24 protein-coding genes are annotated in these 21,478 nt (G+C 28.0%); 15 read left to right on the top strand and 9 right to left on the bottom strand.

Going from position 1 to position 21,478, the window contains the following annotated elements:
- Positions 1 to 16: 16 nt before the first annotated feature.
- Entirely contained in the window at positions 17 to 910 is an 894-nt protein-coding gene (locus tag H2279_RS06970; protein WP_137624438.1) for a LysR substrate-binding domain-containing protein, read from the bottom strand.
- 150 nt (positions 911 to 1,060) lie between these two features.
- Here H2279_RS06970 and H2279_RS06965 point away from each other — a divergent pair, with 150 nt between their 5' ends.
- Both H2279_RS06965 and H2279_RS06960 read left to right on the top strand, forming a co-directional pair.
- Positions 1,061 to 2,149: a YeiH family protein gene (locus H2279_RS06965; RefSeq protein WP_137624415.1), complete on the top strand. Its 1,089-nt coding sequence runs from the start codon at positions 1,061 to 1,063 to the stop codon at positions 2,147 to 2,149.
- 90 nt (positions 2,150 to 2,239) lie between these two features.
- Positions 2,240 to 2,812, top strand: coding sequence for a hypothetical protein (locus H2279_RS06960; protein WP_137624416.1), 573 nt, complete (start codon positions 2,240 to 2,242; stop codon positions 2,810 to 2,812).
- Positions 2,813 to 2,827: 15 nt separating this feature from the next.
- On the opposite strand, the gene rsmG is transcribed toward H2279_RS06960, so the two are convergent.
- Positions 2,828 to 3,400: a 16S rRNA (guanine(527)-N(7))-methyltransferase RsmG gene (gene rsmG / locus H2279_RS06955; protein ID WP_442862191.1), complete on the bottom strand. Its 573-nt coding sequence runs from the start codon at positions 3,398 to 3,400 to the stop codon at positions 2,828 to 2,830.
- Between the two features lie 2 nt (positions 3,401 to 3,402).
- The gene (gene ribA / locus H2279_RS06950; protein ID WP_337196045.1) at positions 3,403 to 3,963 is read right to left on the bottom strand and encodes a GTP cyclohydrolase II; all 561 of its coding nucleotides are present in this window, start codon (positions 3,961 to 3,963) and stop codon (positions 3,403 to 3,405) included.
- A gap of 66 nt (positions 3,964 to 4,029) precedes the next feature.
- Here ribA and hemB point away from each other — a divergent pair, with 66 nt between their 5' ends.
- From hemB to H2279_RS06920, 6 genes are all read left to right on the top strand, one after another.
- Entirely contained in the window at positions 4,030 to 5,019 is a 990-nt protein-coding gene (gene hemB / locus H2279_RS06945; RefSeq protein ID WP_337196044.1) for a porphobilinogen synthase, read from the top strand.
- A gap of 371 nt (positions 5,020 to 5,390) precedes the next feature.
- Positions 5,391 to 5,771, top strand: a complete 381-nt coding sequence (locus H2279_RS06940) for a hypothetical protein (RefSeq protein ID WP_337196043.1) — start codon at positions 5,391 to 5,393, stop codon at positions 5,769 to 5,771.
- 13 nt (positions 5,772 to 5,784) lie between these two features.
- Positions 5,785 to 6,276: a DUF2603 domain-containing protein gene (locus tag H2279_RS06935; protein WP_137624421.1), complete on the top strand. Its 492-nt coding sequence runs from the start codon at positions 5,785 to 5,787 to the stop codon at positions 6,274 to 6,276.
- The gene (hemN, locus tag H2279_RS06930; RefSeq protein ID WP_337196042.1) at positions 6,263 to 7,618 is read left to right on the top strand and encodes an oxygen-independent coproporphyrinogen III oxidase; all 1,356 of its coding nucleotides are present in this window, start codon (positions 6,263 to 6,265) and stop codon (positions 7,616 to 7,618) included. Before H2279_RS06935 ends, hemN begins: the two co-directional genes overlap by 14 nt.
- Positions 7,615 to 8,880 (top strand): (Fe-S)-binding protein, encoded by a 1,266-nt coding sequence (locus H2279_RS06925; RefSeq protein ID WP_337196041.1) that lies wholly within the window; start codon positions 7,615 to 7,617, stop codon positions 8,878 to 8,880. The genes hemN and H2279_RS06925 overlap by 4 nt, the downstream gene beginning before the upstream one ends.
- Positions 8,877 to 9,605 (top strand): DUF5416 family protein, encoded by a 729-nt coding sequence (locus H2279_RS06920; protein ID WP_337196055.1) that lies wholly within the window; start codon positions 8,877 to 8,879, stop codon positions 9,603 to 9,605. Before H2279_RS06925 ends, H2279_RS06920 begins: the two co-directional genes overlap by 4 nt.
- Here the strand turns inward: H2279_RS06920 and H2279_RS06915 are convergent.
- The gene (locus tag H2279_RS06915; protein WP_137624425.1) at positions 9,602 to 9,811 is read right to left on the bottom strand and encodes a hypothetical protein; all 210 of its coding nucleotides are present in this window, start codon (positions 9,809 to 9,811) and stop codon (positions 9,602 to 9,604) included. The two genes, H2279_RS06920 and H2279_RS06915, sit on opposite strands and share 4 nt — an antisense overlap.
- Before the next feature lie 240 nt (positions 9,812 to 10,051).
- Between H2279_RS06915 and pepT the strand changes: the two genes are divergently transcribed.
- Genes pepT through H2279_RS06900 form a run of 3 tightly spaced genes read left to right on the top strand, consistent with a single transcriptional unit; the run spans position 10,052 to position 13,670 of the window.
- Positions 10,052 to 11,281 (top strand): peptidase T, encoded by a 1,230-nt coding sequence (gene pepT / locus H2279_RS06910; RefSeq protein ID WP_337196040.1) that lies wholly within the window; start codon positions 10,052 to 10,054, stop codon positions 11,279 to 11,281.
- 9 nt (positions 11,282 to 11,290) lie between these two features.
- On the top strand, positions 11,291 to 12,517 hold the full coding sequence (locus H2279_RS06905) for an MFS transporter (protein WP_337196039.1): 1,227 nt from the start codon (positions 11,291 to 11,293) through the stop codon (positions 12,515 to 12,517).
- 1 nt (position 12,518) lies between these two features.
- Positions 12,519 to 13,670 carry a M20 aminoacylase family protein gene (locus tag H2279_RS06900; protein ID WP_337196038.1) on the top strand — a complete coding sequence of 384 codons (1,152 nt, stop codon included), beginning with the start codon at positions 12,519 to 12,521 and terminating at the stop codon, positions 13,668 to 13,670.
- Here H2279_RS06900 and H2279_RS06895 read toward each other — a convergent pair.
- Both H2279_RS06895 and H2279_RS06890 read right to left on the bottom strand, forming a co-directional pair.
- The gene (locus tag H2279_RS06895; RefSeq protein WP_337196037.1) at positions 13,663 to 14,409 is read right to left on the bottom strand and encodes a YaaA family protein; all 747 of its coding nucleotides are present in this window, start codon (positions 14,407 to 14,409) and stop codon (positions 13,663 to 13,665) included. The two genes, H2279_RS06900 and H2279_RS06895, sit on opposite strands and share 8 nt — an antisense overlap.
- Positions 14,410 to 14,451: 42 nt before the next feature.
- Positions 14,452 to 15,522: a JlpA family lipoprotein adhesin gene (locus H2279_RS06890; RefSeq protein ID WP_337196036.1), complete on the bottom strand. Its 1,071-nt coding sequence runs from the start codon at positions 15,520 to 15,522 to the stop codon at positions 14,452 to 14,454.
- A gap of 140 nt (positions 15,523 to 15,662) precedes the next feature.
- Here H2279_RS06890 and H2279_RS06885 point away from each other — a divergent pair, with 140 nt between their 5' ends.
- Entirely contained in the window at positions 15,663 to 16,499 is an 837-nt protein-coding gene (locus H2279_RS06885) for a cysteine ABC transporter substrate-binding protein (protein ID WP_337196035.1), read from the top strand.
- Between the two features lie 26 nt (positions 16,500 to 16,525).
- Complete coding sequence (locus H2279_RS06880) at positions 16,526 to 17,755, top strand: MFS transporter (RefSeq protein WP_337196054.1); 1,230 nt, start codon at positions 16,526 to 16,528, stop codon at positions 17,753 to 17,755.
- Here the strand turns inward: H2279_RS06880 and H2279_RS06875 are convergent.
- Positions 17,748 to 19,016 (bottom strand): M20/M25/M40 family metallo-hydrolase, encoded by a 1,269-nt coding sequence (locus H2279_RS06875; protein WP_337196034.1) that lies wholly within the window; start codon positions 19,014 to 19,016, stop codon positions 17,748 to 17,750. The genes H2279_RS06880 and H2279_RS06875 overlap by 8 nt on opposite strands.
- Positions 19,017 to 19,074: 58 nt before the next feature.
- Here H2279_RS06875 and H2279_RS06870 point away from each other — a divergent pair, with 58 nt between their 5' ends.
- Both H2279_RS06870 and H2279_RS06865 read left to right on the top strand, forming a co-directional pair.
- A complete protein-coding gene (locus H2279_RS06870) occupies positions 19,075 to 19,602 on the top strand; it encodes a thermonuclease family protein (protein ID WP_337196033.1) in 528 nt (175 codons plus the stop codon).
- Between the two features lie 8 nt (positions 19,603 to 19,610).
- Positions 19,611 to 19,784: a hypothetical protein gene (locus H2279_RS06865; protein WP_137624435.1), complete on the top strand. Its 174-nt coding sequence runs from the start codon at positions 19,611 to 19,613 to the stop codon at positions 19,782 to 19,784.
- Here the strand turns inward: H2279_RS06865 and H2279_RS06860 are convergent, their stop codons facing one another.
- Positions 19,785 to 20,363 (bottom strand): hypothetical protein, encoded by a 579-nt coding sequence (locus tag H2279_RS06860; RefSeq protein ID WP_137624436.1) that lies wholly within the window; start codon positions 20,361 to 20,363, stop codon positions 19,785 to 19,787.
- A 74-nt stretch (positions 20,364 to 20,437) separates the two neighbouring features.
- Positions 20,438 to 21,310 (bottom strand): tRNA 5-methoxyuridine(34)/uridine 5-oxyacetic acid(34) synthase CmoB, encoded by an 873-nt coding sequence (cmoB, locus tag H2279_RS06855; RefSeq protein ID WP_337196032.1) that lies wholly within the window; start codon positions 21,308 to 21,310, stop codon positions 20,438 to 20,440.
- Positions 21,311 to 21,478 lie beyond the last annotated feature (168 nt).

Below are 21,478 nucleotides of genomic sequence, written 5' to 3'. Positions count from 1 at the left end.
CTTTTTTATAATTTTTTTATTTGATTTTATAATTTTTGAGAAAAAATTCAAATTTTTCTAAGGCTCGATTGAAATTATAATTTTTTCTTTTTAAGGTATAAAATTTACGTTCAAAATTGATATTTTTGATTTTTACTTCATATAAAATTTTATTTTCCAATTCTCTTTCTATGCTTTTTTTTGAAAAAACAGAAATTGCTTTTTTTTGTAAAACAATTTCTTTAATAGCAGTCATTCTATCAATCTCTAAAAATATTTTTAATTTTTTAGCAGTGGAACCAATTTCATTTAAAAATTTATCCCTAAGTCCAGATCCCATTTCTCTTAGAATCCATTTTTCATCTAATAACTCATCAATAAAAAATTCTTTTTTACTGAGTGTTTTATCGCTACTTGCAACAATGAGTTCATCCTTTTTCCAAAGTTGCATATCCAAATCTTCATATTCTAATAAAGTTGGGTTTAATTCTGTTTCAATTAAGGCAAATTCTATATGGCCATTTTTTAATAAATTAAGACATTCTTTCGAATTTTCTGTTTGAAAATGAATTTTAATTTGTGGATAATTTGACTTAAATTCAAACAAAATAGGACCAAGAAAATGTTCAACAATACTTTGAGTAGCTGCAATTTTTATATCTCCTAAAAGTATATTTTCATCGTGCAAATCTTTTAAACTTCTATGATATTCTTGCACTAATTTCATCCAAATTTTTCCCAAAAATAAAGCTTTAGGGGTAGGCAATAACTTTTTGCCCAATCTTTCAAATAAAACCCCTCCTAGACTATATTCAATATTTTTTATTATAATTGAAATACTCGATTGTGTTACACCAAAGTTGTTAGCTGTATAGGTAGGACTTTTTGTATTTAAAAGATCTAAAAAAATTTCCATATCTTTAATTTTCATAGTCATTAATTTAACCTTGCCTTAGTTTTCATTAAAATATTTTATCATAAAAATTAAAATAATATATTTTTATTATATTACAAAAATAATTATAATTTCAATAAAAATATTAAAAAATAATATTTTATAATTTTTTAGAAAGGAAATATAATGAATACAAAACATATTAAAAATATAATCAAATCTAATACTAAGGGCTTGATTTTTACTGCATGTATTGTAGTTTGCTCTATGTATCTTTCAAATATCCAAAGCATCAAAGATGCGACGCATCTTGCAGCTACGGCATTTGCTATTATTATTGGAGTTTTACTTTCTCCATGGTTTTTTAAATATCAACACACTTTTCAAGCTGGAGTTCATTTTAGTGCTAAAAAGCTTTTAAGACTAGGTATAGTTTTATATGGTTTTAATATCACATTAACCGAACTTTTAAGTGTGGGTTTTAATGGATTTATTCTTTCTGCTATTGTTGTGTCTTCTATTTTTATTACTTCTGTAATTGTTGGAACAAAAATATTCAGACTTGATAAAGAAACCTCTATGCTTGTAGGTGCTGGTAGCGCTATTTGTGGTGCAGCGGCTGTATTGGCTTTAGAATCAAGTTTAAAAAGTGATCCTTTTAAAGGAATTTTGGCAGTAGGAACAGTGGTTATTTTTGGACTTATTTTCATGTTTTTATGTCCATTTGGCTTTGCTTTCGATCTTATTCCTGGCTTTGATCAAAATGCTATGGGGGTTTATATGGGAGCAATTTTGCATGAGGTAGCTAATGTCGCTGGAGCTGCAGACATGGCAAAGGATATGGCAAATTTTGATCAAAAAGCTGCAAATATTGCAATTATTATTAAAATGATGAGAGTTATTTTACTTGTGCCATTTTTGCTTATAGTAACTTATTTTGTTGCTAAAAATCAGCATTCAAGCCATGGAAAGACTGCTAAAACCCTTACTATACCTTATTTTGCTTTTGCTTTTTTAGGAATGATAGTCTTTAACACCTTTTTAGCAAGTAGAGAAACTTTTTTAGGTATTGATACTAACACTATAGTGAGTATTGGAAGAAATCTTTGTACTATTTGTATTGTATTTGCTATGGCGGCTTTGGGCTTACAAATAGATTTTAAAAAGTTTTTAAAAAGTGGCGCAAGAGTTTTTGGATTGGCTTTATTTTTAGGAATAACGTTATTAATAGGAGGGTATTTTTTAACTCTATTATTTAAAGGAATTCTTTGGTAGTGAAATATTTTTAAAAGAAAATATTTTTCATTTAAAAATATGTATTATAATTTAAAGTCATTTTAAAAAATTCATTAAAAAGGAAACAAAATGAAAAAGATTTTGATCAGTGCAGCGGTTTCTTTATTGCTTGCTTCAAATTTGAGCGCATTCTCTTTTAAGCAAGACAGTTTAAAAGTTGATTTTGAAGGTTATAAAACTAAAGATATGATCGGAGTAAGCGGAGAATTTAAAGATGTAAAATATAAATTCTCTAAAAAAGCTAAAGATTTAGTAGGCTATTTAAAAGGTGCAAAAGCTGTTATTAAACCAAGTAGTGCTTTTATGGGTGAAGGAAATGATGTGATCACTCACAATATCACTAAGGTATTTTTCCCAAAATTCTTAAATAAATCCGATATTAAAGTTATGTTTCAAGATGTGATTGCAGGAGATAATAAAGGTCTTATTTCTGCAAAAATTACTATGAATAAAAAAAGTATAATAGTTCCTCTAAGTTATACTATAGACAATGATAAATTTGTTGCTAAAGGACAACTTGATTTACACGCATTTAAAAACAGTTCAGAAGCTTTAAAAGCTTTAAGTGATGCGGCTCCTGGTCACGGAGGAATTTCTTGGCCTTTAGTTGATCTTACTTTTAGTGCAGATATAGTAAAATAATTTTTAAGTAGCTTTTTAGCTACTTAAAATGCAGTATTTTCTAAATCCGCTTTCAAAAATTTGATAATTTTTATTTTCTAAACCCTCTAATTCCTTATAAATTTCACTACCTTTCCATAAAATAAATGTCGTTTTTTCAGAGCTTAAATCTTTACAAATTTGAATTAAAGGTTTTACATCCATTAAAGCTCTAGAAGTAATAACATCGGCTTTAATATTATTTTTATTTTCTTGTACTTTTTCTTTGTAAATATTTAGATTAGATAATTCACATTCTATTTTTATTGTTCTTAAAAAAGCGGCTTTTTTAGGATTTGGTTCAAAAAGATAGAAATTGCTTTCAAGTAAAAAGGCTAAAAAAATAGCAGGAAATCCCGCCCCGCTACCTATATCAGCTATATTTTTCACTTTAGAAAAATCAAAAAAACTAAGAATTTTTATGCTGTCTATAATATTTTCTTCGATATTTTTAATTTGAGTGAGATTGTGAATTTTATTAAATTTGATCAAATTTTCTTGATAAATTTTTACCTTTTCCTCAAAATCTTTTTGATTGAAATTTTCTAAAATAGAGTATAAAAAATCCAAATTCAAAGCAAATGTCCCATTTGTGATTGCTTAATATCTAAATAATTTTTATTAAAGCGGTTTGGATTGATAAGCACGGGTACTCGTGCTAAAATTTTATCTTTTAAGCTTTCTAATTTTTCTGGATTATTTGTAAGTAAATTGATCTTAGAAATTTTATAGTGTTTGAGTATAAAATCTACTATTTCATAAGTTCTTTCATCGGCTTTAAAGCCAAGTTGATGATTAGCCTCTATAGTATTTAAGCCTTTATCTTGGAGGGCATAAGCATTGACTTTATTGAAAAGCCCTATACCTCTGCCTTCTTGTCTAAGATATATAATCATACCTCCATTTTGCTCAATGTATTTTAAAGAGAATTCTAATTGCTCCCCACAATCACATTTTAAGCTTCCTAAAGCATCTCCTGTTAAACATTCTGAATGAATTCTAAGATTTAATATATCTTTTGGTTTGTCTTTAAAAATACATAGATGCTCTTTATCGTTTTCTTTAAAGCTTTGTATTTTAAAATTTCCCCATTTGCTAGGCAAATTTGCTATTTCTGAAATTTTTATAGTCATTGGTCACTTTCATGAATAAATTTATGTTAAAATTTTATAACAATTCTAACATAAAAAGGACAAAAAATGTTTAAACGCTTTAGAAGACTTAGAATGAATGAAAATTTAAGATCAATGGTAAGAGAAAATTCTTTAAATATCAATGATTTGATTTATCCTCTTTTTGTTGTTAATGGCGAGGGTATAAAAAAAGAAATTTCATCTATGCCAGATGTTTTTCAAATGAGTTTGGATGAAATTTTAAAAGAATGCAAAATCATTGTTGATCTTGGCATAAAAGCGATTATACTTTTTGGAGTTCTTGAAAATGATAAGAAAGATAGTTGCGGAAGTGACGCGCTTGATGATGAGGGGCTTGTTGCGCGAAGTATAAGAGAAATTAAAAAAGAATTTCCTAATCTTTTCGTTATCAGCGATCTTTGTTTTTGTGAATATACAGATCACGGGCATTGCGGTATTATCAACGCAAAAACCAAAAGCGTGGATAATGACGCAACTTTAAAAATTTCAGCTAAACAAGCCTTAGTTCATGCTAGAGCAGGGGTTGATATGATAGCACCAAGTGGAATGATGGATGGTATTATCGAAACCTTGCGTCAAGCACTCGATCAAGAAGGCTTTGAAAATTTACCTATAATGGCGTATTCTACTAAATTTGCTTCAAGCTATTATGGACCATTTCGCGATGTAGCAGAATCAGCTCCTAGTTATGGCGATAGAAAAAGTTACCAAATGGATTTTGCTAATGCTAAAGAAGCTTTAGGGGAAAGTTTGGAAGATGAAAAACAAGGAGCTGATATTTTAATGGTTAAACCAGCTCTTGCTTATCTTGATGTGGTAAAAGAAATCTCACTTCATTCAAATTTGCCTTTATGTGTTTATAATGTTAGCGGTGAGTATGCCATGTTAAAGGCCGCAGAAAAAGCAGGTGTGATTGATTATGAAAAACTATTGTATGAGACAATGATAGCGTTTAAAAGAGCAGGCGCAAAACTCATCATTACTTATCATGCTAAAGAATTGGCTATAATGTTAAAAAATGAGGTAAAATTATAATTTAATAAAAGATACGATTTTTTATTAAATTGGTAAAATAAAAAACACTTAATTGTATTTTTTAAGTAAGAATGATTTTTATTGCAATTGATTTACCTTAAAGGGAGATAGAATTTATGGACTTATCATTGTTGTTTAATATTGTGATGTATATATTGCTTGCTTACTTATATTGGACTTTATATAAGGTGGTAAGAATTTTTGATTTTGCTAAGAGATTTGAAAATGCTTTTAAGAAGAATAAGCAGTATATTTATATTGAAAATCCTTTATTTAAAAGTAATAATTATTCGCAACGATTTATACTTTGTTATATTGTGATTATAATTTGTTTAATAGTTTTATTTTTTATACTTAAAAAATTAGGTTGGTTGTCTATAATTTCATCTAGAGATTTGTTTGATTTTTTCTCTACAGCATATATTTTATTTTTTTTATGGGCAATACTTTCATGTATTATTTTACCGATTTTAATTTGTGTATTTGGCGATAGTATTGTGCGAAATGAAGATGGTTTTTTGGTTAGGGCTTTTGGCGAAGAATATTTTTTTGAAAATAAGAAGTTTACTCTTTATATAGATAAAGCTCTTATGAATTTTCGACGCGGACCAATACTTCCACATCAAATGATATATCTTCAAAAAACAAATGGAGATAAAAACGATATAATACTTTGTCTTTTGCCAAATACTGCTAAAAATAAAAAATTTATAGAAGAAAAATTGATTTTACAAGTTAAAGAAGAAAAATAAAAGGAGTTTTTTGATGAAAGAGCTTGAAAAATACAGCACTTGTTTAAAACGTATTGATGAATTTAGTCAAAATTTGGGTATGAAGAAAGAAGATAGAGCTATTTTTGAAATGAGACAGTCAAGCAAAGAAAATGAAGCTTGTTTGGTGCTTAAAAATGGTAATTTTGATTCTCCTGAGCCTTGGTTTATAGTGGATGAAAATGATGAAATCCATACCATGATTTCTTTGAGTAGTTTGAAAAATATTTTAGAAAGTTTAAAGCAAACTCAAAAGGAAAATTTTGAATTAAAATTAGAAAAGGCAATTTATCAGCAAATTCCTATAGATTTTAATGATGCGTGGGTGGTTGCTATGGATGAAATTAAAAAGCGTGTTAAAGAAGGCTTGATGGAATTTAATATAGATTTAGAAAAGCTTATTGTGGATATTAAAAAAGAGCATCCTAATTTATTTATGGATATGGAAGCTATGGTTGAAAGGGTAAAAAATAATGAGAAATTATAAAGCTTTTGTAAAATATTCCAAAGCAGGGCCTCGTTACACATCTTATCCTACGGCTGTGGAATTTAATACCGATTTTAAATATGAAGAGTATTTAGAAATTTTAAAACAACAAGACAGATCTTTATCGCTTTATTTTCATTTGCCTTTTTGCAGAAGTGCTTGTTATTTTTGCGGATGCAATGTGATTTATACTGCAAAAGAGGAAAGCAAAGAAAGATATTTAAATTATATCCTTAAAGAGCTTGATATTTTAAGCTCTATAATCAATACAAAAAAAGAAGTAGTGCAAATGCATTTTGGCGGAGGAACTCCTACTTTTTTTAGTGCTAAACAACTTGAAAAACTTATTTTAAAAATTAAAACTGTGTTTGAAAATTTTGCTTTAGATGCTGAAATTAGCTGCGAGATTGATCCTCGTTTTTTAAATGAAGAACAAGCTGATATTTTAACTAAATATGGTTTTAACCGTATTAGTTTTGGAGTACAAGATTTTGATGAGAGGGTGCAAAAAGAAATTCATAGAATTCAACCCTTTGATTTGACTAAAAATGCTTTAAAATTAGTAAGAGATAGAGGCATAAAATCTGTTAATATGGATTTAATTTATGGCTTACCTTATCAAACTTTAGAAAGTTTTACTCAAACTTTAGAAAAAATCTTGATTTTAAATCCAGATCGTTTGGCAATTTTTAATTATGCCCATGTGCCTTGGCTTAAGAAAAATATGAGAAAATTTGATGAAAACACTTTACCAAGTCCAGATATAAAACTTCAAATTTTAGAATTTTGTGAAAAATTTTTAAGTCAAAATGGCTATAAAATGATAGGAATGGATCATTTTGCTAAAGAAAATGACGAGCTTTTTAAAGCTTTAGAAAATGGCACTTTGCATAGAAATTTTCAAGGCTATACTACCAAAGGTGGTGCGGATTTGATCGGTATAGGGCTTACTAGTATCGGTGAGGGAAAAAAGCATTATGCGCAAAATTTTAAAGATATGCTAAGCTATGAAAGGGCTATTGATGAAGGAAGATTGCCTTTTGAAAGAGGTGTAAAATTGAATTTTGACGATGAGCTTAGAAAATATGTGATTATGAATTTAATGGCTAATTTTAAGCTTGATATTAAAAAAGCCGAAGAAGAATTTAAGATAAATTTTAAAGAGTATTTTAAAGAAGATTTGAAAGCTTTAAAAGAATATGAAGATTTTTTAAATATAAGCGAAAACGATATTAAAGTTAATGAAACGGGTGTTTTATTGATACGCAATATCGCTATGTGTTTTGATGCTTATATGAAAAATATCAGTGAAGAAAAGAAAGTTTTTTCTAAAACAGTATGAATTATGTTTCAGATCTTTGCGTAAAGTGTGGTAAATGCATACCTAATTGTACTATTTATGATATCAATCATGATGAGGTTACAAGCCCTAGAGGTTTTTTAGATCTCATAGCAATGTATAAGGAAGGAAAATTACAGCCTAATAAAGAACTTGAAAGTGTTTTTGAGTCTTGTTTTTTATGCAATCATTGCGTGGAGATTTGTCCTAGTAAATTAAGCGTGGATAATGCTATAGAAAAAATGCGTTTTGAACTAGCAAAAGAACTCGGTATGCCTTGGTATAAAAAAATCATACTTTCATGCTTGAAAAATCGAAAATGGCTTGATATATTGGCAAAATTAGGCTATATATTTCAAAGCTGTGCTTTTCATATTCAAAATAAAGATTTTGAAAAAAATTTAGGTATGAGGGCTAAATTTTCAATGCTTTTTGTAAAAAAAGGTCGATTTTTATCAAGTTTTAATAAAAAAAGTTTTTTAAATTCAAATCCTGATTTTATAGACAATGGTGGAAGCAAAACCATAGGTTTATATGTGGGTTGTTTGACGAATTATTGTTACACACAAACAGGTTTTTCTACATTAAAAATTTTAAAAGAGTTAAAAATCAATGTTGATTTGATGAAAAAACAAGCTTGTTGCGGGGTGGCGCATTTTTTTTCCGGAGATTTTAAAAGTGTTGAAATTTTAGCTAAAAAAAATATAGAATATTTTGAGGAAAAATTGCAAAAACTTGATGCAATAATTATCCCTGAAGCTACTTGTTCTGCTATGCTAAAAATTGATTATGAACGTTTTTTTATGATGCAAGATGAACAAGAATGGGCAAATCGTGCTAAAAAAATTTCTTCTAAAATTTATATAGCAAGTCAATATCTATATCAATTTACCTCTTTAAAAGAACTCTTAAAGAATAAAAAGCAAAAAAAATACAGCATTACTTATCACGATCCTTGTCATGCAAGAAGAGTGCAAGGAGTTTTTAAAGAGCCAAGAGAATTATTAAAAGCTAATTATACTTATATAGAAATGCAAGATTCTAATACTTGTTGTGGCTTTGGTGGAATAAGTATGCAAACAAAGCATTATGATAAAACTTTAAGCGTGGGTGAAAAAAAAGTAGAAATGATCAATCAAACCATGGCACATTTTGTAAGCGCTGAATGTTCAGCTTGTAGGATGCAAATTTCTAATAATTTGGAGCAAAAATCAAGTAAAGTAGTTTTTGCACATCCATTAGAACTTATTGCTGAGGTTTTATAATGAAAATTGTTTTTACGGGAAAAAGTAATGAATATGAGATTGAAAAATCCGGCTTTTGCAATGAAGCATTTGTGATTAAGGATAAAATTGCCAATAGAGATGGGGTAGATTTTATCACTAAAAATGTTAGTGTTTTAGAATTTAGTGATGAAAGCTTTTCTTTTGATGAGATTATAAAACATTTAGAAGTGAATGTCGGCGAAGATATTATTATCGTGGAAAATTTTTTCGAAAAAGAAGAAAGCAAAGATGAAATTAAAAATGAGCCTAAAGAAAATGTAATTGAAAAATCAAGTCAAAAATTTCAAATTATAAAATCATTTTCTAGAATTTTTGAGAATGCTAATTTTATTATTAAAAGTGAAGATGATATTCAAAGTGATATTATAGAGATTTCCAAAGAAGATAAGCTTGAAATTTTTAAAAATATAGAATTTGAAGAAATGGAAGTTAGTTTTGTTAAGCTTGAGATTATGGATTATGATAGCTCTTATGATAGTTTAAATTTTGATCTTGAAGCTTTTCCAAGCGGTGCAAGCTACAAATATGGGATTTCTCTAAACACTATGTATGTGATTTTGCAAGGAAAAATGTCAAGTGTTTCTTTATTTCGTTTTTTAAAGAGTTTTGTTTATAAAAATAAAAACGAAAAAAGTAGCCACAAAACTTTTTCCTTGACATTTAATCGTAGTGTAATTTATAAACTAAGTGTTTCTTTTGTTTAATTATTAGTGATATTTTCTATATTTGAGCGATTTTTTTCAATTAAAGTTCTATTTTTCTTTGCAATTTCCTTGAGTTCTGCAATATCTTCTTTTGCATTTTGAATATTTTGATTTAAGAGTTTGATTTTTCTTTCATAACGCATAATAATAATAAAAATTGCAAATAAAAATACAATAATTAAAAATACAAATAATAAATGCTGCATCTTTACTCCTTTTCTTGTGTGTAATACTATAACATTTTTCTTAAAAAAAAATGATTTTTTGTAAAAAATAAATAATTTTATTTAAAATTAAGAATTGACTATTATATAATTATTTTAATCAAAGATTAAGGGTTTTTGATGAATTTTCTTTTTGAAAATATATTTTTACTTCTTTCTTCAATAAAAAATCTTACAAAAAGATTGAATTTATTATTGCTAAAATTTTACAAAGGATAAAGTATGAATTACAAACAGCTTCAAATTGATAATTTTTTTAATTATCTAGCCATACCTTCTCAAAGTAACGCAAAGGTTCAAAATTTACCGAGTTCTAAAGGACAATACGATTTAGCGCTTTTATTAAAAAAAGAACTCGAAAATTTAGGACTTAGTGATATTTTGTTGCAAGATAATGCTATATTAACCGCAAAACTTAAAGGAAATTCAAATAAAAAAAGTGTAGGTTTTTGTGCTCATTTAGATACAGTAGATGTGGGTCTTAGCGATGTGATAAAGCCTCAAATTTTAAAATTTACAGGTGAAGCTTTATGTTTAAATAAAGAAAAAAATATTATGTGCGATCCTAAAGATCATCCTGAACTTTTAAAATATATGAATGAAGAGATCATTTTTTCAGATGGAACAAGTGTTTTAGGGGCTGATAATAAAGCAGCCATTTCAACCATCATGACTTTGCTTTATTATTTGATTCATGAAAAATGTGAGCACGGGGATATTTATGTAAGTTTTGTTCCCGATGAAGAAATAGGACTTAGGGGTTCTAAAATGCTTGATCTTAAGCATTTTAAACCTGATTTTGCTTTTACGATCGATTGCTGTGAGCTTGGAGAATTAGTATTTGAAACCTTTAATGCTGGATCAGCTTTTATAGAAATACAAGGGGTAAGTGCACATCCTATGAGTGCTAAAGGGGTGCTTTTAAATCCAACTTTGATAGGTATAGATATCGCTAATTGTTTTGATAGATTGCAAACTCCAGAAAATACAGAAAATGATGAAGGTTATATTTGGGTGCAAGAATTTCATTCTGATCAAATCAAAGCAAGTTTGTATCTAAATATTAGAGATCATAATAAACAAAAATATGAAGAAAAAAAACAATACATTAAAGAAGTGGTTGAATTTATGCAAAAACGATACAAAAGATCGGTTATATCCTTAAAAATAGAAGATGTATATTCTAACCTCAAAGATAGCATGAATGATCATAACAAAATAGGCTTAGAAATTTTACATCAAGCTTTTGATGAATGCAACATCAAGCCAAAAACTTTTCCTATGAGAGGTGGAACTGATGGAAGTGCTTTAGCCTTAAAAGGTTTATTTGCACCAAATTTTTTCACTGGAGCGCATAATTTTCATTCTGCGTTTGAGTTTTTACCCTTAAAATCTTTTTATCAAAGTTTTGAGGTGGCAAAAAGTATTATCAAAATCGCATCAACAAAATAAGGAGTATTTGTGCAAAATTCATTTTTATTTAATATGCAGCGTATAGGAGTTGCTTTTATTATATTTAGTGTTTATGCTGTTTTTAGTGCTTCTTGGGCTTCTACGGGTTCTTTAATGCCTCTAATAAAAGCGGATTTGGGGTTGGACAATCAAAAAGCGACTTTGATTACAAGTATTGTTGTTGTCGCAAAAATTTTTGGTGCTTCTTTTACAGCTTTTTTAATTTATAAATTTGGGCTTAAAAAAGGATATTTTTTGGGCTGTCTTTTGATGAGTTCAAGTGTATTTTTAACTTTTATAGAAAGCTATCTTGGAATTTTAATCATACGTTTTTTAATGGGACTTGGTTCAGCTTGTGCGTTAGTGTGTTTGGTGCCCATTACTCAACAATGGTTTGAAAAGAAAAGTTTGCATTTTATGATCAGTATCAATACAAACTCAAATATAGTGGGTTATATTATAGGAATTCTTTTTGCAGAAAGTATTTCAAATTATTTTGGAAATTGGCGTTATTCTTTGTCTTTTTACGCGTGGATAAATTTGGTACTAATTGTTCTTTGGATCTTTATAGGAAAAGATCAAAAGATGGATGAAAAACAAGAAAAAATAGACAATAAAAAAGAGTTTTTATCAGCTATTAAATCACGTTTAACTTGGGGTATGATTGTTTTTTATATGGGGCCGATTTTATTTTTAAATTCTATTTTTACATTTTTACCTACATTTTACGTAGAATATGCAGGTTTTACTAAAGAATTAGCCGAAATAGCAAAAAAAGAAATTCCTGTTTTGGCTAATGCAGCTATCATTTTTGGGCCTTTTATAGGAATTTATTTTAAAAGAAAGGGTTATTCTTTCAAAAAGATGCTTTTAGTTGGAAGTTTGTGTATGCTTGTAAGTGGAATTTGTATGCTTTTCTTAAAAAAATGGATTATGGTGGAAATTTTTGCTGTTTTATCGGGTTTATTTTTCTCTTTGTGGTGGCCTTTTTTCTTTAATCTTCCTTCAGAATTAAAAGACACAAATCCACAACGCAGCGCTTATATTATGAGTACTTTTTGGACGATAACTTTTATTATTTTATCTTTAAATCTTGAAATTGTATCATTTAGTGTTGATAAAACAAAAAGTTTTACTCTAGGTTTTACCTATATGTTTATTTTGATTTTGGTTTCAGCTATTGCATCGCTGTTTGTTTTGCCTAAAAAAGATCATTTTATAGAAGGAGGAAAATAAAATGAAACTCATACCAGAAATTGTAGATTTAAAAGATGAATTTGTAAAAATTCGTCATCAAATTCATGAAAATCCAGAGCTAGGCTTTGATGAAATTCAAACTGCAAAATTAGTGGCTGAAAAATTAAAAGAATTTGGCTATGAAGTTTATGAAGGTATTGGAAAAACAGGCGTTGTTGGAGTTCTTAAAAAAGGAAATAGCTCTAAAAAAATTGGACTTCGTGCGGATATGGATGCTTTGCCTATGCAAGAATATACTCAAGTAGATTATAAAAGCAAAAAAGAAAATATAATGCACGCTTGCGGACACGATGGGCATACAAGTTCTTTATTGCTCGCTGCAAAATATTTATCAAATCAAGATTTCAATGGAACTTTAAATCTTTATTTTCAACCTGCCGAAGAGGGCTTAGGCGGTGCAAATGAAATGATAAAAGATGGATTGTTCGAAAAATTTGATAGCGATTTTATCTTTGGATGGCATAATATGCCTTTTGGATCATCTAAGAAATTTTATTTAAAAAAAGGTGCCATGATGGCTTCTTCTGATAGTTACACTTTAGAAGTCATTGGCAAAGGAGGACATGGAAGTGCTCCTGAAAAAACCAAAGATCCTATTTATGTGGCTTCTTTACTTGTAATGGCTTTGCAAAGTATAGTATCTAGAAATGTCGCTCCGCAAAATTCTGCCGTTGTGAGCATCGGTACTTTTAATTCAGGCCATGCTTTTAATATCATCCCAGATAATGCCATTTTAAAAGTTAGTATTAGATCGCTTGATAATGAAACTAGAAAATTAACTGAAGAAAAACTTCGTAAAATCTGTCAGGGAATAGCGGATGCAAATGATGTAGAAATTAAAATTTCAAAAGAAATTATAGCTCCTATAACCATCAATAACGATGAAGCGGTGGAATTTGCATCAGAAGTTGCTAAAGAAATTTTTGGTGAAGAAAATTGCGAATTTAATCATCAGCCTTTAATGGGAAGTGAAGATTTTGGATTTTTTTGTGAAATGAGAAAGTGTGCTTATGCTTTTTTAGAAAATGAAAATGATATATACTTGCATAATTCTCATTATGTCTTTAATGATGAGCTTTTACCTAGGGCGGCAAGCTATTATGCAAGTTTAGTTTTAAAATATCTTAAATAGAATCTAATATTTCAAGTGTAATTTCTTCTTTTAAACCTTTGATTTGAATTTCTTTGAGTTTAAGGTTTGAAGGAAGATCGTCTAATATTTCTTGATTGTTTTTAGCTTTTATATTTGCACACAAAGCAAGTAAAATTCCCCTATAAGCTTTTGCAAAATGACTCACTACTTTACCATTTTTTATAAATTTATAGGTAAAAAATTTCTTTTTAGGAATATAAAATTTATCATAAAATCCTGCTCTTAAATCAAGAATTTCTTCATTTTGCAAATATTCATCTAAAGCATCACTAAAATGCTCTTTATAAAATTTTTCTATATTAAAATTTCCAAGTTTTGCGCCTTGTTTAAATTTATAAAAAGGAAGAGTGTCACTAGCTTTTACAACCCCAAAAAGATTTGAAAATATAAGAGTATTTTTTAAAATATAATTTTGACTTTCAAGGGTCAAAGAACTGAAATTCAAATACTCATAACTTACACCATTATAAAGTGTTATGGCACTTTGAGTAGGAGCTTTTCTTAAATCGTGTTTGAATTTATTTATCTCATTTTCATTTTTTATACCAAAAAGCTCTTTTAAATCCTCTAAGCTAGAACGTTGAATATATTCTTCATACTTGCTTAGAGCTTGCATTCTAAAGGTGAATAATTCTTTAAAAATACAAGAATTTTCATTGATTGGATTTTGCGTGCAATTTTGATTTTTGCTTTCGCTTGGAGAGAATAAAATTTTCATCATGATCCTTTTAGATCATTAAAATGGAGATTTTTCTCCATTTTAATATAGTGGCAAATAAGAATCACCAAGAATAGAAACAACTTCAGTGAAATCTTCGCCATTAATAGTTAATTTTTCTATAACTTTTTCTTTTTCCATAGAATATACACTTAAAGGAACATCTTTGAAAAATACTTCTACATTGAGTTTATAGGTTGGATTTTGAGTAATTTTTTCAAGTGCTTTTAGGGCTTTATCTATGATTAAAGTTTGTTTTTCATCTTTACTGTTTTCTTTGGCTATTTTAAGCATAGAATTAGCCATTTCAATATAATCTTTAAAAACCTCTTTAGTATCTAAAGAAAATGTGAGTTTTGCATCATGAATGGTAATATTTTCTAATATTTGAGAGAGTGTAGAATCTGAATCGATTTTATTTGTATTATTTTCATCGACATTTTTAACCGAAATTGAATCTATATCATATTTAAAGCCATAAGAATCTAGCATATCTAATAATTTAAGATTATAATCTATATTAGCGCTAAGATTTAGATTGAGTTGATCATTGCTTTGGATATTTATACTAGAAAGATAATTATTATTTTCATCATTCTTTTTGGTGTTTAAATTTTTAAATGATATTGTAAAAGGATTAGAGATTAATTCTTTAAGATAGTCATTGATTTTTTGATTTTTATTTAATTTTATTTTATCTAACTTGCTAATCGTTTCATCATCGAGTTTTATGTTTTTAAAAGTGACTTCATCTTGTAATTTTTCATTTTTAGAAAATAAAAAATTTAATAATTCTCGAAAGGAAATTAGACCTTTTTTATCTCCTGTATAAACTACATTAGATTTATATTCTACATTTTCAATTCCAAATATTTTTTTATGATTTTCAGGATTAAAAACTTCTAAATTAGGACTCATGCATTTTATAAAATTACCATCGTTTTGGCATTTAAAATCATTGAATTTAAAAAAGTCTTTGCTTGAATTTTGCTCTTCTTTGATCTGTGTATTGAGAGCATTTTCGTATTTTTTTATAATGGATTGATCTAGTGAATTGTTGTTACATGCCGCAAAGAAAACTAAACTGATGCCAATTATAAGATTTTTTTTCATATTTTTTCCTTATTTTATTTTACAAAGATAAATTATAACAAGAAACTTTTGGATTTTATACAAAAACAGAATAAAAAATAAAAATTTTTAAGTATAATACCTTTCTAAAATTTTTAAATAATGATAAAAGAAAGGACAAAATGAAGAATTTATTTTTAGGCATTTTTGCAGCTATACTTGCTATATTTTTAAGCGCTTGTGGAGAAAATTCAAAACAAGTTAATTCTCTTGAAAAAATTAAACAAAATGGAATTGTAAGAATAGGTGTTTTCGGCGATAAACCCCCTTTTGGCTACGTGGATGAAAAAGGTAAAAATCAAGGTTATGATGTTTATTTAGCTAAGCGTATAGCAAAAGAACTTTTAGGAGATGAGAATAAAGTTCAATTTGTACTTGTTGAAGCTGCGAATAGGGTGGAATTTTTAAAATCAAATAAGGTTGATATTATTTTGGCTAATTTTACTCAAACCCCAGAAAGAGCAGAGCAGGTGGATTTTTGTTTGCCTTATATGAAGGTGGCTTTAGGGGTTGTTACTCCAAAGGATAGTACTATTCATAGTATAGAGGATTTAAAGGATAAAACTTTACTTATAAACAAAGGAACAACAGCGGATGCTTATTTTACAAAAAATTATCCTAATATAAAAACTTTAAAATACGATCAAAATACTGAAACCTTCGCAGCTTTAATGGATAAAAGAGGAGATGCTTTAAGTCATGATAATACTTTACTTTTTGCTTGGGTAAAAGATCATCCTCAATTTAAAATGGCGATTAAAGAGTTAGGAAATAAAGATGTTATAGCTCCTGCAGTTAAAAAAGGTGATAAAGAGCTTAAGCAATTTATTGATAATTTGATCATTAAACTAGGCGAAGAGCGTTTCTTTCATAAAGCCTATGATGAAACATTAAAACAGCATTTTGGAGATGATGTTCAAGCTGATGATGTGGTTATTGAAGGCGGTAAGATACAATAAAGGTTTTTCCTTTATTGTATAAAAATATGCAAAAAAAATATAAAAATATCACTTATGCGTCATTGGGTGGAGTATTAGAATTTTATGATTTTGTTCTTTTTGTATTTTTTTTAGATATTTTTTCTAAGATTTTTTTTCCACAAAATAATTTTTTTTGGACTCAAATAAATACTTATATATCTTTTGGGATAGCTTATCTGGTTCGTCCATTTGGAGCTATAGTAATGGCGCATTTTGGAGACAGATACGGCCGTAAAAACATCTTTTATTTGTCTGTATTTTTGATGGTTATTCCTAGTCTTTTTTTAGCTTTTTTGCCTAGTTATGAAATGATAGGACTATATTCTACTTTTGCTTTATTTTTAATTCGCATTTTGCAAGGTTTGGCCATAGGGGCTGAGGTAAGTGGAGCTTGGGTTTATATCAGCGAATTTACAAAAGGAAATAAAATTCCTATTGTGCTTGGCTTTGCTTCTGCTGCTTTAACTTTAGGGTTATTGCTAGGAAATTTTACAATTTTGATTTTGGATAGTTATTTTTCCAAAGATCAAATAGAGCAATATGCGTGGAGATTTCCTTTTATTTTGGCTGGAATATTTGGAATTTTTGTTTTGTTATTGAGAAAAAAAATAAATGAAACTCCGGAATTTCTTAAATTAAAGCTTCAAAATCACTTGGTCAAATTTCCTTTAAAACAAGCTTTAAAAACACATAAAATGAGTATGTTTATTTGTTTTTTAATGACTGTGGTTTTAACAAGTGGTATTGCAACTTTAATGATTTTACCAAAATATTTTTCATCGATATTTAATTTTACTTCATCTCAAAGTTTATGGATGCAAAATTTTGGAATTTTAGCTGTCATTTTTGGATCTATAATTCAAGGATTTTTAGCCAGTAAATGGGGGAGCTATAAAATTTGTTCCTTTTTTAGTATCACATTAATGATTTTTGGAGTTCTTTTTAGTCTTTATAATCAGCAATTTTTATGGTACTTTTTGATCGTTTGCTTTTCGCAAGGTATTATTACCTTTGCACCTGTTTTTATGACTCAAATTTTTAAAAATGAAATCAAATTAAGTGGCTTAAGTTTTTCTTACAATATTTCTTATGCCTTGTTAGCTTTTTTTACACCTTTTGTGATTGATTTTTTATACGAAAAATATTTAGGATTTTATTTTACTTTTGTGGGAATGTGCTCCTTATTTTGTGTGTTTTTGTTAAAAAAACACACAAGGAGTTTTAAAATTAATTAAGATTTTGCAAAACTTCAAAAACAACTTTAGAAATTTTTTTTACAGAGGCTATTTCACAACGTTCATCTGTAGAATGAGGATTGTAAATATTTGGACCTATAGAGGCACATAGTAATTTTTGTTTTTTCTCTATGATGCCGCATTCAAGTCCTGCATGAATGGCTGAAATTTTAGCCTCAGGGGATACTTTTTTCAAAGCTTTAAAAACTAAGTCGCTGAGTGCATTTGGTTTGCCTTCCCAAGGTGGGTAAAAATTGAAACTTTTGCTTTGATAGCCAAAAGCTTTGAAAAATTGTAAAGTTTCAAATTCAATTTGTTCTAAGCCATCTAAAGTGTTAGATCTTGCAAAAAGTGCAAATTCTATTTGATTGTTTTGCATTTTTAAGGTTGCAAGATTGATACTAGTTTGAACTATACCTAGATTTTCATCATAAGCTCTCACTCCATGAGAAAAGCTATTGATGGTATCTAAAAGTTTATCGCTTTGATTGCAAAATTCAAATTCTTTTTCACCTTTAAATTCGCATTTTATCCATTCATTGCTTTTAACTTCATTTTCAAAACATACTAAAGCTTTAGCGTGTTTTGGTATAGAATTAACCCTTTCTCCACCTTCAAAAAATATGATTTTTCCATGATTTTGTTTTATAAATTTGGCCATTTCTTTAATGGAGCTTTTTTCATTGTTTATGATATTAATTCCTGAATGACCGCCTTTAAAATTTTGTGCTTGTAATTCATAAATTTTACCTTTGCTTTTTATATTCTCATAATGTAAAGTCGCTTCTATATCAATACCACCCGCACAACCTATCATGATTTCATTATCGCTTTCATGATCTAAATTTAAAAGCATATTTGATTTTATAGTATGTTCTAAAGAATTTACCCCCATGAGGCCAACTTCTTCGTTATTGGTAAAAAGGCATTCTAAATTTTCAAATTGATTCATCGCACTCATCATAATCGCTATGCCTATACCATTATCTGCACCTAGGCTTGAATTTTTGGCTTTTAAATATCCATTTTCTTCGTAAACATCTACTTTGGGTGCGTCCCCCATGCATACCATATCATAATGACTTTGCAAACAAAGCTTAGGATTTCCTTTGATAGCGTGGATATTTCCGGCTTCATCTACATTAACTATAAAATTTTTATCTTTAGAATAATTGATTAAAAATTCTTTCATTTGTTCTGTTTCATAACTACAATGTGGAATTTTGCATAAATCTTTAAAATTATCTATAACTTTTTGCATTTTATCTCCTTTTCTTTGTTAAAATTATGGCATATTTTTTTAAAAAATAAGGATAAAATTGAGAATAAATTATAATAAAATTTTAAATTTAAGAAGTGTTTTAAGCGATCCTAAAAAACTCTTAGCGATTTTGGTTTTTTCGCTTACAATTGTATTTATTCAAAACTATATGGCAAAAATACCAAGCTTTAAAGCTAAGGTCGTTAGGGTTATTGATGGTGATACTATAGAAATTCTTCATTCCAATAAAACAAGTAAAGTGAGATTTTTTGGTATAGATGCGCCTGAAATCAAGCAAAATTTTGGAAAAGAAGCTAAAAATAATTTAAATGAAATTTTAAAAAATAAAGAAGTAGAAATTTTTTATAAAAATAAAGATATTTATGGTAGAATTGTTGCTATTGTCAAACTTAATAATACGGATATTAATTGCTGGATGGTGAGCAAAGGTTATGCTTGGGCTGATACTTATTATACAAATGTGTATGTTAAAGAGCAAAAAATTGCACAAAAATATAAATTAGGACTTTGGCAAGAAAAAAATCCGATTGAGCCTTATAAATGGCGTAAGCAAAACAGATTTTGAGAGTGGTTATGAAAAAATATATACTGATTATAGTGTCGCTTTTGGGATTTTCTGGATGTTTTATTAATGAAAGAGGAATTTCAAATCGTTTTTACGATGACTGCAAGGAGTATTATGATGCAAGTGGAATGTATCATAAAGATTGTCCTAGCAACTGGATTGATATTAAAATGACTCCTTGATCATTTTCCCATTGAGGCTAAAATTGTTGCTGCCATTGCATCGGGATTAACATTAGATGTGTTTGAATTTTCTCCTTGTTGTGTATCTTTTGTTGAATTAAGCGGCGGACGTTTTAAATCAAAAATATGTTCTTCTGTAGTTACAATTTGTATTGTACCTTCAAACATTTTTATATCTTTTGTATATCCAATTACCTTAACATCTCTTTTTTTGGATGTCTCATCAAATAAGGCATGGGCTTCAAGTTGAAGAATATCTCCTATTTTTAACGGAGCATAAAAAAAACATTTTGTGCCTATAACAACAGAGAATTCTTTATTGATTGCAGCTTGTGCAACATAATTAGCAGCAGCAAAAATAAAAGCATCAAAAATCAATCCATGTTCATCGACTACCATATCATTTGTTGTGATTAAAATAGACTTGGCAAAATTTTTATCAATTTCAATAATGGTACCAGCTACCGATGTATTAAGTTCTAAACATGTCGTAAGTTCAGATCTTACTTTAGATAAATTTTCTTGCGAGACATATTCTTCAAGTTGTACATAGTCTTCAAAATTGTCTTTTTTTGCCATTTTTCACCTTTTATTTTTGATAAATATTTTATCTATAATTTCAAAAATGAAAATCGGCAGAAAATAAAAATAATTTATATCTTTATTTTTACATAAACTCTTTTTGGAGCTTCATAACCTTCTATAGTAAGGTTTTTATCGTTTGGATCCAAAAAATCATTTAAAGAATAAGAATCAATCCATTCTGTTTTTCTTTGCTCATTTTCATCGGTTTTTTTAGTGCTTAAAATTTGAAAATCTTTAAAACCTGCTCTTTCGCACCAATTTTTTAAAGCACCTATACTCGGAATAAAATAAATATTTGGAATTTTTGAATAAGTTTTATTTGGAACAAGTGCAATTTCTCTTTCATCTTCTATATACATAGTATCTAAAAAAACTACTCCATTTTTATTGAGTCCTGATTTTAATTCTTTTAGCATCTTAACCGGATCGCTTCTATGATAAATAACTCCAAGACAAAAAATCACATCAAATTTAAGCGGATAATTTGGAAGATCTTCAACACCTAAAAGTTCATATTTTATTGAAGTTTTAGCTAAGGCATTAATGAGTTCAAATTGCAATCGATATTTTATAGAGGGATCAAAACCTATTAATAATGCTGGATTAAATTCAAGCATTTTAAACATATAATAACCATTATTACACCCAATATCTGCTACGGTTTTTCCCGAAATTTCACTCATAAAAGACTTTAAAATATTAAATTTAATAAAACTTTGCCACTCTGTATCAATAAAAAGATCATTTATTTGGAAAGGACCTTTTCTCCATGGTTTTAATTCTTTTGCAAGTTCTAAAATTTCATCCATTTGAGTATTATTTGTGTTTAAAATCACACAATCTTTTAAATAGAGCTTATTTTCGCAATTTAATTCTTTTAATCTTTGAATTTTGGAGTATAAAGGGTGTCTTGATAATTGATTTTCTAAAATATTTTTCATTGGAGCCTTTTTAGGGAATATATTTTTTTAAATTATACAAATTGAAATTATAACAAAAAGATATTTACAAAAATTCTTATATGAAGTTAAGAAAGTTTAAAAATTAAGCAATCTTATGCTTAAAATTGATTTAATATTTTTAATTTTCATTGTTTTTGTTTATGATTG

Origin of the sequence: Campylobacter sp. B0100352/1 (assembly GCF_020135855.1) — a bacterium.
GTDB lineage: Bacteria > Campylobacterota > Campylobacteria > Campylobacterales > Campylobacteraceae > Campylobacter_D > Campylobacter_D taeniopygiae.
The sequence above is the reverse complement of the archived record's forward strand: the minus strand, read 5'-3'. Positions and strand labels throughout refer to the sequence as shown.

Excerpts from the sequence above, each read along its gene's own strand:
- H2279_RS06970 (WP_137624438.1), bottom strand. The coding sequence starts at position 910 with ATGAAAATTAAAGATATGGAAATTTTTTTAGATCTTTTAAATACAAAA.
- H2279_RS06965 (WP_137624415.1), top strand. The coding sequence starts at position 1,061 with ATGAATACAAAACATATTAAAAATATAATCAAATCTAATACTAAGGGC.
- H2279_RS06960 (WP_137624416.1), top strand. The coding sequence starts at position 2,240 with ATGAAAAAGATTTTGATCAGTGCAGCGGTTTCTTTATTGCTTGCTTCA.
- ribA (WP_337196045.1), bottom strand. The coding sequence starts at position 3,963 with ATGACTATAAAAATTTCAGAAATAGCAAATTTGCCTAGCAAATGGGGA.
- hemB (WP_337196044.1), top strand. The coding sequence starts at position 4,030 with ATGTTTAAACGCTTTAGAAGACTTAGAATGAATGAAAATTTAAGATCA.
- H2279_RS06935 (WP_137624421.1), top strand. The coding sequence starts at position 5,785 with ATGAAAGAGCTTGAAAAATACAGCACTTGTTTAAAACGTATTGATGAA.
- hemN (WP_337196042.1), top strand. The coding sequence starts at position 6,263 with ATGAGAAATTATAAAGCTTTTGTAAAATATTCCAAAGCAGGGCCTCGT.
- H2279_RS06925 (WP_337196041.1), top strand. The coding sequence starts at position 7,615 with ATGAATTATGTTTCAGATCTTTGCGTAAAGTGTGGTAAATGCATACCT.
- H2279_RS06915 (WP_137624425.1), bottom strand. The coding sequence starts at position 9,811 with ATGCAGCATTTATTATTTGTATTTTTAATTATTGTATTTTTATTTGCA.
- pepT (WP_337196040.1), top strand. The coding sequence starts at position 10,052 with ATGAATTACAAACAGCTTCAAATTGATAATTTTTTTAATTATCTAGCC.
- H2279_RS06900 (WP_337196038.1), top strand. The coding sequence starts at position 12,519 with ATGAAACTCATACCAGAAATTGTAGATTTAAAAGATGAATTTGTAAAA.
- H2279_RS06895 (WP_337196037.1), bottom strand. The coding sequence starts at position 14,409 with ATGAAAATTTTATTCTCTCCAAGCGAAAGCAAAAATCAAAATTGCACG.
- H2279_RS06890 (WP_337196036.1), bottom strand. The coding sequence starts at position 15,522 with ATGAAAAAAAATCTTATAATTGGCATCAGTTTAGTTTTCTTTGCGGCA.
- H2279_RS06885 (WP_337196035.1), top strand. The coding sequence starts at position 15,663 with ATGAAGAATTTATTTTTAGGCATTTTTGCAGCTATACTTGCTATATTT.
- H2279_RS06880 (WP_337196054.1), top strand. The coding sequence starts at position 16,526 with ATGCAAAAAAAATATAAAAATATCACTTATGCGTCATTGGGTGGAGTA.
- H2279_RS06875 (WP_337196034.1), bottom strand. The coding sequence starts at position 19,016 with ATGCAAAAAGTTATAGATAATTTTAAAGATTTATGCAAAATTCCACAT.
- H2279_RS06865 (WP_137624435.1), top strand. The coding sequence starts at position 19,611 with ATGAAAAAATATATACTGATTATAGTGTCGCTTTTGGGATTTTCTGGA.
- H2279_RS06860 (WP_137624436.1), bottom strand. The coding sequence starts at position 20,363 with ATGGCAAAAAAAGACAATTTTGAAGACTATGTACAACTTGAAGAATAT.
- cmoB (WP_337196032.1), bottom strand. The coding sequence starts at position 21,310 with ATGAAAAATATTTTAGAAAATCAATTATCAAGACACCCTTTATACTCC.